This is a genomic window from Streptomyces sp. NPDC088707, from assembly GCF_044752725.1.
GTDB lineage: Bacteria > Actinomycetota > Actinomycetes > Streptomycetales > Streptomycetaceae > Streptomyces.
Window position 1 is genome coordinate 271,427 of sequence record NZ_JBIVLV010000004.1, and the last position, 10,183, is coordinate 281,609.

General features: G+C 71.6%; 14 protein-coding genes. 6 read left to right on the plus strand and 8 right to left on the minus strand.

All coding sequences use genetic code 11. The features are described from left to right. Positions 1-269 precede the first annotated feature (269 nt). Positions 270-746 carry a VanZ family protein gene (locus ACIP84_RS15115; protein ID WP_401798161.1) on the plus strand — a complete coding sequence of 159 codons (477 nt, stop codon included), beginning with the start codon at positions 270-272 and terminating at the stop codon, positions 744-746. Positions 747-821: 75 nt separating this feature from the next. On the opposite strand, the gene ACIP84_RS15120 is transcribed toward ACIP84_RS15115, so the two are convergent. Further along, the gene (locus ACIP84_RS15120; protein ID WP_401798162.1) at positions 822-1,766 is read right to left on the minus strand and encodes a LysR substrate-binding domain-containing protein; all 945 of its coding nucleotides are present in this window, start codon (positions 1,764-1,766) and stop codon (positions 822-824) included. 199 nt (positions 1,767-1,965) lie between these two features. On the opposite strand from ACIP84_RS15120, the gene ACIP84_RS15125 reads away from it, so the two are divergent. Next, the gene (locus ACIP84_RS15125; protein ID WP_355963486.1) at positions 1,966-2,457 is read left to right on the plus strand and encodes a cupin domain-containing protein; all 492 of its coding nucleotides are present in this window, start codon (positions 1,966-1,968) and stop codon (positions 2,455-2,457) included. 152 nt (positions 2,458-2,609) lie between these two features. Here the strand turns inward: ACIP84_RS15125 and ACIP84_RS15130 are convergent, their stop codons facing one another. Then, positions 2,610-3,017: a hypothetical protein gene (locus ACIP84_RS15130; protein ID WP_401798163.1), complete on the minus strand. Its 408-nt coding sequence runs from the start codon at positions 3,015-3,017 to the stop codon at positions 2,610-2,612. 294 nt (positions 3,018-3,311) lie between these two features. Here ACIP84_RS15130 and ACIP84_RS15135 point away from each other — a divergent pair, with 294 nt between their 5' ends. From ACIP84_RS15135 to ACIP84_RS15145, 3 genes are all read left to right on the plus strand, one after another. After that, positions 3,312-3,668 (plus strand): PRC-barrel domain-containing protein, encoded by a 357-nt coding sequence (locus tag ACIP84_RS15135; RefSeq protein WP_355963490.1) that lies wholly within the window; start codon positions 3,312-3,314, stop codon positions 3,666-3,668. A gap of 181 nt (positions 3,669-3,849) precedes the next feature. Continuing rightward, positions 3,850-4,287 carry a glutaredoxin domain-containing protein gene (locus ACIP84_RS15140; protein WP_401798164.1) on the plus strand — a complete coding sequence of 146 codons (438 nt, stop codon included), beginning with the start codon at positions 3,850-3,852 and terminating at the stop codon, positions 4,285-4,287. Between the two features lie 109 nt (positions 4,288-4,396). Next, a complete protein-coding gene (locus ACIP84_RS15145; protein ID WP_401798165.1) occupies positions 4,397-5,005 on the plus strand; it encodes an endonuclease in 609 nt (202 codons plus the stop codon). Between the two features lie 76 nt (positions 5,006-5,081). Here ACIP84_RS15145 and ACIP84_RS15150 read toward each other — a convergent pair whose 3' ends face one another. From ACIP84_RS15150 to ACIP84_RS15165, 4 genes are all read right to left on the minus strand, one after another. Beyond that, a complete protein-coding gene (locus tag ACIP84_RS15150) occupies positions 5,082-5,585 on the minus strand; it encodes a hemerythrin domain-containing protein (RefSeq protein WP_401798166.1) in 504 nt (167 codons plus the stop codon). Between the two features lie 181 nt (positions 5,586-5,766). Then, positions 5,767-6,582 carry a metallophosphoesterase gene (locus tag ACIP84_RS15155; RefSeq protein ID WP_401798364.1) on the minus strand — a complete coding sequence of 272 codons (816 nt, stop codon included), beginning with the start codon at positions 6,580-6,582 and terminating at the stop codon, positions 5,767-5,769. 86 nt (positions 6,583-6,668) lie between these two features. Further along, positions 6,669-6,929 (minus strand): BON domain-containing protein, encoded by a 261-nt coding sequence (locus ACIP84_RS15160; RefSeq protein WP_355963496.1) that lies wholly within the window; start codon positions 6,927-6,929, stop codon positions 6,669-6,671. Continuing rightward, positions 6,926-7,555 carry a nucleotidyltransferase family protein gene (locus ACIP84_RS15165; RefSeq protein WP_401798167.1) on the minus strand — a complete coding sequence of 210 codons (630 nt, stop codon included), beginning with the start codon at positions 7,553-7,555 and terminating at the stop codon, positions 6,926-6,928. Before ACIP84_RS15165 ends, ACIP84_RS15160 begins: the two co-directional genes overlap by 4 nt. 547 nt (positions 7,556-8,102) lie before the next feature. Between ACIP84_RS15165 and ACIP84_RS15170 the strand changes: the two genes are divergently transcribed. Then, entirely contained in the window at positions 8,103-8,462 is a 360-nt protein-coding gene (locus ACIP84_RS15170) for a hypothetical protein (protein ID WP_401798168.1), read from the plus strand. 161 nt (positions 8,463-8,623) lie between these two features. On the opposite strand, the gene ACIP84_RS15175 is transcribed toward ACIP84_RS15170, so the two are convergent. Both ACIP84_RS15175 and ACIP84_RS15180 read right to left on the minus strand, forming a co-directional pair. Continuing rightward, on the minus strand, positions 8,624-8,836 hold the full coding sequence (locus tag ACIP84_RS15175) for a hypothetical protein (RefSeq protein ID WP_355963505.1): 213 nt from the start codon (positions 8,834-8,836) through the stop codon (positions 8,624-8,626). Positions 8,837-9,138: 302 nt separating this feature from the next. Next, complete coding sequence (locus tag ACIP84_RS15180; RefSeq protein WP_401798169.1) at positions 9,139-10,143, minus strand: GAF domain-containing protein; 1,005 nt, start codon at positions 10,141-10,143, stop codon at positions 9,139-9,141. Positions 10,144-10,183: the final 40 nt, after the last annotated feature.

The window sequence follows — 10,183 nt, forward strand, 5'->3', positions numbered from 1 at the left end:
TCGAGAAGAAGACGGCCGGGCGCCGGCCCGGCGGGAGAGCCGGAGGAGGTGTCGCGTCGGCCGAGGCAGGAGAAAGAGGCGCCGATCCGGCCGGTGCTGAGGCCGGTGGGGCGGAGCTGGGGAGGCGAGCGTCGAAGGTGAAGGCGAAGGCCAGGGCAGAGGAAGACGCAGAGGCGAAGGCGAAGCAGGCAGAGGCTGAGGCACAGGCGAAGCGGGCAGAGGCGGAAGCGAAGGCGGCGCCCCCGGTCCGGCGAGGTCCGGGGCGGTTCGTGCGGGTGCTGGTCACCCTCGTGGCTCTCGTGGGCATGGTGGCGTTCGCCGTGGTCCTGGCCCGACTCACCCTGGAGGCCTCGCCGGCATCCGTACCCCTCACCCACAGCAATCTGACACCGGGCCGATCGATCGAGAACTACCTCAACCAGCCCGGCTTCGTGGACACCGTCAAGCAGCTCGGGGGAAACATCGCCCTCGGTGTCCCCTTCGGGATCCTGCTGCCGCTCCTGTCCCTCAAGGCGCGCGGATTCCTTCGGGTCGCGCTCATCACCGCGGCCACCATGCTCCTGGTGGAACTGGTGCAGGGCGCGCTCATCACGGGACGGGCCTTCGACATCGACGACGTCCTCCTCAACACGACGGGAGCGCTCCTCGGATACGTGCTCCTCGGCCGACGGCTGGGGCGCATCGTCCGCCCTCGCACCCGCCCCCGTTGGTGGCAGCGGCGGCGGCTGAGCGACTCGTCCCACTGACGTCGGGGCGGTGACGCCAGTCAGCCAGCCACCCCCCAGTCAGCCATCCACCCAGCCAGTCACCCAGTCAGTCAGTCAAAGGGCTCCATCCGGAGAAGGGGCCCTGGGTCGACCCCTTCCCGGCGGCTCGTGTCGCCTCCCGTCCGGCTCCTCGTCATGGAGCGCCCGCAGCAGATGACGCAGGGCCGGGCCGGGCGGACCCGGACGCGCGGCCAGGAACGTCGTGACGTCGAGCCCGGCGAGGGGGCGTAGCGCCACCCTGGGGACCAGTGGCAGTCCCCGGACCTCGTAGAAGACGGTCCACGACGCGGTCGGGGCCGTACCGATCGCGGTGAGCGTCGCCTGAAGCCCGGTGAAGGGCGGCCCCGGCGGCGGCACTGCACCGGCCGCCCGGCACGCATCGAGGATCAGGTCGTGGAAGGGGGCGTTGTCCTCGCGCGGGGCGAGCCGCAGCGGCAGGGAGGCCAACTGGCCCAGCCGGAGCCTGGGTTCCGCCGCCAGCGGATGGCTCGCCGGTACGGCCACGTGGAGCGGGTCCCGCCACAGTGGCAGCAGCGTCAGTCCGGGGGCCGACCCCACGGCCCGTACCAGCGCCGCGTCCAGCTCCCCCGAGCGCACCGCGGCCAGCCGGTCGGCCACGGGCAGGCTCCTCAGCCGTACCTGGAGCAGGGGAGCCCAGGAGGCAAGCGCGGCCAGGATGCGGTTGAGCCGCTCTTCAGGACCGTGGACGATGCCCAGACGCAGGACTCCGTCCTCGCCCGCAGCGACGTCGGCCGCCACGCGGGCCGTACGGTCGGCGGCGGCGAGCACGGCGCGTGCCTCCGGCAGCATGCGTTCGCCCGCCGCGGAGAGCAGCACCCGCCGGGTGGTGCGATCGAAGAGCACCACGCCCCAAGCCCGCTCCAGCCTGGCGACCTGCTGACTGACCGCTGACGGCACGATGCTGAGCCGTTCGGCGGCCCGGCCGAAGCCGCCCTCCTCCGCGACGGCCACGAAGTAGCGCAACTGCCTCAGCTCCATGCCACTCTCACCCCTCACGCGCACCCGCACCCCGCACCCCGCACGTCTCACCGTCACGTCTCACCCCTCACCCGCACCTCTCTCCGAGGATTCGTCACGAACAGTGAATTCTCCCTTCGGTAACCGCCGGTGGTTCACGGCTGCTTCCCGGGCTCGAATGGGAACCACCGAACCGACCGTGAGATGAGGAGAGACGGACATGGGCGAGAACCGAGAGGTGCTGATCGTGCACCCGGGAGAGGCCGAGCGGATTCCCCTTCCTCACGGCGGAGGCTTCGTCCTGCTGGCGGACGCGCGGGACACCGGAGGCGCACTGGGGGCGAACCGCCTCACCCTCGGCCCGGGCGCCACCGGCGCCCGCCCCCACTACCACGCCCGGTCGACGGAGCTGTTCCACGTGCTGGAGGGAGTCATGTGGTTCGACGTGGACGGCCGTACGACCACCGTCGCCGCCGGCGGGCTCGTCTCGGTCCCGCCCGGGGTGCGGCACTCGTTCGGCGCGGTCCCTGACTCGACCGCGGACCTGCTGTCCGTTCTGACCCCCGGCGTCGACCGCTTCGAGTACTTCCGAACCCTGGGGCGTGTTCAGCACGGCCAGGAGTCATTCGACGGACTCCTGAAGCACCAGGAACGCTACGACGTCCACTTCCTTCCGGAGCCCCTGCCCGTCGCCCGGCAGACGGACGGCTGACGGAACGCTCCGTCCGGAGCCGCAGACCGCATCACGGTCCCTCACCCGGGGTGTGCCGACGCCGGCGGTGTCCAGATGGGCGACGACGGCCGTCATCAGCCGGTCGGTGAACCAGTCGGCCAGGATCCGGTCGATCGAGGGGACGATGTCGGTCAGGGAGCCGCCGGAGCGGCGGGTCGCGCGGCAGGCGGCGAGCCCGGCGGCGCTGAGCCCGGCGGCGCTGGCCCCGCCGGAGGCGAGGTCGTGCCCATGGAATCGAGGACGGTCAGGTGCAGCCCGTTTCCGTTCCCGTCCAGTGAGTGGTCGAAGGCGTCGCCGGCGATGTCGTACGCGGGCTCGAGGACCGCCGACGAGGTCTCCCCCGCCGTGCCGATCGTCTGCGGCGGCAGGAACGCCCACAAGCGCTCGGCCTGCACCGTCATCGCCCGCCACCGCTCGGATTCGACCAGCAGATCACTGTGGGACGACTTCGACACCATGAGAAGGGCGGCCATGTGCGCCAGGACCTCGCAGCCCCTGAGCAGGGCGGTGTCGAGGGAGGGCGCCATGATCTTGAGCACGCCTCGCCCACGGGCAGCGGTGGGGCGATGAGGCGGAACTGGCGGATCTGCCGCAGATCCGCCACGCGATCCCCCTACGCCTCCGGGACCTGGTTCGGGTGCCTTCAGGCTAGGCAGACGCCGGTCGTGATCGCATCCCCCTCGGGAGGGACGCCGTTCTCGGTGGAAGGTTCGGAGGATGCCGCACGACGGCCGGCCCGCCAGGTGGTGTGCGCGGGTGGCCGGGAGCAGTGTGGAGGTACCAACGGCCGCAGAGGTCCGGCCCCGGTGTTCGGACGACGGAGGACGCCCCCGATGATTCAGTCAGCCGACATCCGTGAGTGGCGCACGCAGGACGTGATCGATCCTGACGGCCACAAGATCGGCACGCTCGAGGCGATCTATGTCGACACGAGTACGGACGAGCCCGCCATGGCGACCGTGGAGGTGGGGCTGCCGACCCGCCGTCGCCTTGTCTTCGTCCCGCTCGACGGCGCAGTCGTGGGGCCCGCCTACGTCCGGGTCGCGTACGGGAAGGCGCTCGTGAAGGACGGTCCCGCGATGGGCACGGACGACGTCCTCCCCGCGGAGGAGGAGCCCGCGGTGTTCCACCACTACGGTCTGGCCTACCAGCCCGGCGTCAACGGCGAGCGCCAGCTCGCACGGCGCTGACGTGCTCCTGGGGGCGGCTCCCGCCGCACGGGGCTCCTGCGCCGGCCCTGACCCGACCGACTCGACCGACCCGACCGTCCCGACTGACTCGACCGACCCGACCGACCCGACCGACCCGACCGAGCGGACCGTTCCGAGGGCTTCCGAAGGCGCTTCCCGGCGGGTCGATAGCCTGCACTGCATGATGCGTTTGTGGGCTGTGCCGATACTGCTCGTGCTCTGCGGCTCGGCCGTCGCGACCGGACTCTTCCGCAAGGAGCGCCCCGGCGAGGCAGCCGCGCTGCTCGTGCTGTTCCTGCTGCTCGCCGTGACGAACTCCCCGCTGATCTTCCCGAAGTCGATCGGCGCACTGGAGGCGCAGCGTCGCAGCGCGGAAGACGGCCGGCCGATCGTCTTCTGGAGGCCGGGCTGCGTGTTCTGCATGCGCCTGCGCATCCGGTTGGGGCGCAGCGCCCGACGGATGTACTGGGTGGACATCTGGCGTGATGCGGAGGGTGCGGCGGTGGTGAGGGAGGCCAATGACGGCAACGAGACGGTGCCGACCGTCCTCATCGGGGGCCGGCCCCACGTCAACCCGGATCCCGCGTGGGTACGGGAGCAGCTCCTCCGTTCCGCGTGAGCGGGCGAGGTGCCCCGCCGTCGCTCCTCACGCGTCCCCGCCGTTCCGGGGGCCCGGTAGCGGCGCCCCTGGCCCGGGCCGGACGAAGGCCTGAGGAGGAAGGCACGCCATGACACCGCGCACCACGGCCCGAGACCTGCTGGACGAGCACGGGCGCACCCACGCCGACGAGGCGGGCATCCGGCTGGGGAACACCCCCGCACCTCTGTACCGGCTCCTGACCTTGTGTGTGCTCTTCTCCGTGCCCATCCAGGCCGGCATCGCGGTGGCCGCGGCCCGCGAACTCCACGCGGCCGGTATGGGCACGCCCCGGGCCATGGCCGCCGCCTCCTGGCAGGACCGGGTGGACGCCCTCGGCCGGGCCCACTACCGGCGCTACGACGAGAGCACCGCCACCGCTCTGGGGGACGGCGCGGAGCTGCTCCTGGACCGCTACCGCGGAGACCTGCGCCGACTGCGCGCCGCCGCCGACGGGGATCCGGACCGGATCCGCGAACTCCTCCAGGACGTGCCGCGGATCGGCCCCGTCGGAGCGGACATCTTCTGTCGCGAGGCCCAGGGCGTGTGGCCCGAACTGCGCCCTGCCTTCGACAACCGCGCCCGTGCGACCGCCGCAAAGCTCGGGCTCCCCACGACGCCCGCGGATCTGGCCCGTCTCGTCCCTGCCGACGATCTGCCGAGGTTCGCGGCCGCGTTGGTACGGGCCGGCCTCTCCTGACGGAGCGCTGAGGACTCCGGAGGACCGGCGGACGGAGCGTGGACCGAACAGCCTGACGGAGCGGGGGACCGCCGACTCACCCGCCGACGATCTTGCGTACGCTCTCCGGGCTCCCGCAATCGGATGCCAGCAGCCTCGCGCGCTCCTTCTGGAACGCCACGGCCAACTCCGCCCTGCGCTCGTCGGGGACGTTCTCCCTGGCTCCGTTGAGGATCGTCCGCTCCTCTTCGTCGACGTGGTGCGAAACCGCCTCCACCAGCTCCTCCAGTCGCTCGTCCCACTCCTCGGAGCCCACGTCCTCGACCTCGAGCAGGGCCAGGAGCGCCTTGTTCCCCTCGGCGTGCTCCTCCGCCCCGTGCTCCACCTCCTCGTTGTCGACGCCCCGGAAGCGCTTGAGCGCGCCGTAGACCTCGGACTCCTCGGCCTCACCGTGCGCGATGAGCAGAGCCGAGAACTCCTTCAACGCGGCGGCGCGGTCGGCTTCGACGCTCCGCATCCGGCGAAAGAGGTCCTCCATGGTGCGGTGGTCCTCGAGAATCACCGCGACGACGTCCTGGTCCACCTTGCTGTCTGCGCTCATATCGCTCTCCTTGCTCGACTGTCTGTACGGACCGCGGGCCGGCCCCGACGAGGTCCACGCGCATCCGCTCCCGGTCCCCGACAGGCCGGGACGCGGCTGCCCGTACGACGCGGCTGCCCACACCACGCGCCCCGAAACGGGGGCACTTGCGCCTTCCAGCCGTCCGGCGGGACGTCCGGGCTCACGTGCCTGACCCACGGTCGTGGACGATGCCCGAGTCCACGTCGTGGGCCGTGCCCGAGCCGCGATCGTGGGCCGTGCCGGAGCCGCGGGTGTGGACGGGCAGTCGGTACAACGCGAAGGCGCGGTCGATGACCGGCTGGGCGACATTGCGTACGCGTACCCCGCCCGCCGTCCTGCCGTGTTCCGTGCCGAGGTGCGCGTGACCGTGTACGGCGAGGTCGGCTCCCACCGTGTCGATGGCCTCGGCGAGCAGATAGCTGCCGAGGAACGGGTAGATCTCCACGGGCTCGCCCGCCAGGGTGTCCGGCACGGGGGAGAAGTGGGTCAGCGCGATCCGGACCTCGCAGCCCTCGGCCGAGAGCTCCTCCAGTGCGGTCGAAAGCCGCTCGGCGCCGATGTGGGCCGTGCGGACCCAGGCCTTCATCTCGGGTTCGCCGAAAGCGCCGGCGCTGCGCCCGGCGAAGCCGCCGCAGAAACCCTTCGCACCGGCGACGCCGACGGTGTGACCGGCCAGGGAGAACGTGGCGGACTGACCCTCCAGGACGCTGACGCCCGCAGCCGCGAGGACCCTCGTGATGGCGGCCTCCTCGTCCGAGTGGTAGTCGTGGTTGCCCAGCACGGCCACCACCGGGACGCCCAGGTCACGGACCTCGTCCGCCACCACCGCCGCCTCGTCGACGGTGCCGTGCCGGGTCAGGTCACCCGCGAGCAGGAGGAGGTCGGCGCACTCCGGAAGCGTCGAGAAGGCGGGGCGCAGCAGTCCGGCGCAGTCGGGGCTGAGGTGGATGTCGCCCACGGCCGCCACGCGGACCACGCCGTCAGGCTGCAGGTCGGTCGGCCCCGGACTCGACTGGCGGCCGGTCGTCACCGAACTCGGCCGCCGGTCGGTCGGCCCCGGACTCATGACAGCTCCTCCATGCGCTCCGGTGCGTCTCTGGAGGCCGACGCGAGGTCGTCGAGCACGGTGAGTCCGGCGAGCTCGGTCCTAGCCAGGCGCAGGATCTCGTCGCGCCGGGCGGCCGTGGCCACGGTGCCGGAGAGCAGCACGGCGTCGCCCCGGAGTTCGACCCGTACACCGAGTTCTGCCACGTCGTCACCGGCCAGCCGGTCCCGCAACCGGGCGAGCCGGTACACGAGCTCGTGGGTGGCGTGGGCACTCATCGGGCCGGCCTCCCGCTGCCCTCATCCGCCTGCTGCCCGCCGTCGCGAGGCGGGATGACGTCGAGCAGCTCGAGCAGGTACAGGAAGGCGGCCGCCATCGGCCGATCCGCAGTGTCACGGCGTACCTGGTCCCAGTCCACTCGCTCACGCAGCCCGCGTGCGACCGGGAGGAGCGGACCGTAGTCGCAGTGGTGCTCCGAGAGCGCCGCCAGTCGTCCGATCATGAGGTCGGTGGGGTCGAGGACCGGCATGTGGACCGAGTCCACGGGCAGAGTCGTGGCACGATCGAGCAGCTCGGTCGTGACGGGCCGACCGGCGAGGGCGAAGATCAGATCGATCTGCTCGCCGTCCTTGCGTGCCTTCACCAGCCAGTCTTCAGGCGGGTCGACGATGTCGAGGCCCCGCTCGCGCAGCAGCCCGGTGACCTTCTCGGCGTCCTCTCTTCGCACGGCGAAGTCGGCGTCGTGCTGCAGCCCGACCGGGATGCCGTACGCGTAGACCGCGACGCTGCCGACCAGGGCGAACGGGCACCCCGACGACTTGAGGACTCCGGCCACCTCCTTGGTGACCTCCAGGATCGCCTGGGTGTGGTCCGGCGGCAGCACCTGGGCCGTCTGACCGTCCACTCCGGCTCGTACCGTAGACGGTGCGAGCGACTGCAGGGGCCGCGAGCCCGTGGTCGGAGTGCCGACGTCGACTGTGCGCCCTTCGGCGAGGTTCATGCGATGCCTCCTGCCGTATGCCTTCGTGCCGTGCGGAGCCGTCGTCGGGTACGAGGCCCGGACACGCGGGTACCCCGTGCGCCCGGAAGCATGCGCGGGTGGGAAGCGGCGTGAGCGCCTTCAAGGCGCGTGGTGTGGCGCGGACCGGATGGGACCGGGGACCGAGCCGAAGCGGCATCACACGGGGTCGGCGTCGGCGTGTACCGCCTCGGGGCCATCACGACACGATCAGGACCAACCCCATGACCGGCAGCATCAGCACGGCAACCGCTATCACGGCCCCGTCTCCTTTCGCCCGACCCCACTTCGTCGCTGTCCCTGCTCTCTGTCCGCGTGCCCGTACGAACGGACGCTTCACGAGGGTGGAGGTGAAGGTTCTCCGACGGCGGGAATCGTCGTACGTCATGCGGCGAACCGCGTTTGTTCCGGCTGAGCCGGGCAGACGGACACCATGAGTGCCAGCGAATCGAGCAACGAAAACCGGTCCCGGCACGGCGGCTCGCACGCCGACCGTCCGAAGGCGGCGGACGCCGAGGCGACGGTGAGCGGAACCCTCACCGCGCTCCCCGCGCCGATGGGCGAGAAGACCCTGGCGGCTATGCAGGCCGTGCGGGGCACCGTCGGCCGGGGCGGCTGGATCTGGAGCGACCCACACGCCCGCCTGGTCCTCGCAGGCGGCGCCACCGCGGGCACGGCGGCCGCGCTCACCGGGGCGTACGCCCTCGGGCTGAGGGTGGGACGTGGTCGTCGCGGTCTCCTGTCCCGGATCACCGGGGGCTCGGAGCCGCGTAGCTGGTGGGCACACCGGTAGGACGAGACACCGAGAGGATAAGGCACCGGCAGGACAGGTCACGGGGAGGACTGGACACCGGTAGGACTGGCACACCGGAAAGTCGGGCCGCGCCCGAGTCGCCCCGACCTCTCCGGCGCGGTCGGACGACGGTGACCGGGCGGCGACGGCTCATGGCCTGTTCAAGCCGCCTCGTACCGGTGGGGGCGGCTGCCTCGCCAGGTGACCCAGGCGGGGTCGTCGAGAAGAGCGTCCGCTTCGGGAAGGCCGGCGCGACGCAGGAACTCGACGACGTCCTCGTCGCGGTGGGCCAGTCCGAGGATCTCGCCCCGGACGGTGACCCGCCGGCCCCCGGTCGGGGAGGGCGGGTGGACGACGATCGGAGCGGTACCCATACCTCCAGGGTGCCTCCGGTCGCTCCGGAACGCCGAGCGGGCCGGGAGGGTGCCTGTCATGGCATCGCCGTTCCGGCGCGGCGGCGGCCTCACACCCGAGCAGGTGGCGGTCCTGAAGGACATTGGCCGGATCTAGTCGATGGAAGGCCCGTTCCGGGCGCGGGGAGCCCCGCACCCGGAACCGCTAGCGGAACGTTCCTGTGCGGCTGCCTCGAACGGCCCCTGTGCGCGAGCCGGGGCGCACCCGGGCCGGCCAGGGCTCACCCGGGCCGGCCGGGGACTCACCCAAGCCGGCCGGGGACTCACCCGGGCTGGCCGGGGAAGGGCGCGGAGCCGCCTCCGGCGCCCAGGCGCTCGAACTGCTGCTGCACGTTGACGGAGAACGCGTGCGGGTCGGAGACCGTCGAGGCGTTCATGGCGACCGTCAGGATGCCGCTGATCGGCGCACCGGGAGAGGTTCGGACAGGAGTGCAGAGGAAGTCGAACTCCTGGTACCCGACGTGGTCGGCGGTCGGCAGGGAAGCCCGGTGCGTGATCGGCTGTCCGCTGTGGAAGGCGGTGTCCATGGCGTCGAAGACGCCGGCGCTCCGCAGACCGGGCAGTTCCGACGGACCGGGCAGGTACTGGCGGCCCATGCCGAAGACGACCGCCTGGCGGCCGTTGGCGTAGCGCATCAGATGGCGGGGGCCTTCGGTGAGCATGATGGGGAACGGAGCCCCGTCGAAGACGGCGAACAGCTCCTGCTGCTGCGCGAGGAGGCTGTCCCGGAGCCTGAACTCCGACACGAGCGTCTGGGCGAGGTCGTGCATCAGCTCCTTGGTCTGCGGGTCCCATGTGCGGGGGGACGTGTCGGCCACACACAAGGTGCCGAGGATCATGCCGGTGTTGTCGCGCAGGGGAGTGCCGAGGTAGGAGCGCACCCCCATGTCGTTGACCAACGGGTTGCCGGCGAAACGGGGATAGTCGAGCACGTCGTCGAGAGCCAGCTGAGCTCCCTGCGCGACGACGTGAGGACAGAACCCGTAGTCGCCGGGTGCCTCCCGGGCGACGGAGTTGCTCAGGTCGAACGTGATGCCGGCATCGGCGCTCGTGACCTCATCGGGGGAGGCGTCAGGGGCCCGGGGGACGTACATGCCCCGGAACATCTGCGTCTGGTCGTTGATGAAGTTGACCATGGCCAGCGGCGCTCCGGTCACGGTCGCCGCCACCTTGGCCACGCGATCGAAGGTGGCTTCCGCGTCTGCCGAGTTGAGGCCAAGGGCCTGCAGGCGCTGCCGCCGGGCCTCGCCACTTGTCTGGGGATCCATGAGATCACATGAAATCAGATCCCCGGACCTGGTGGTCCGT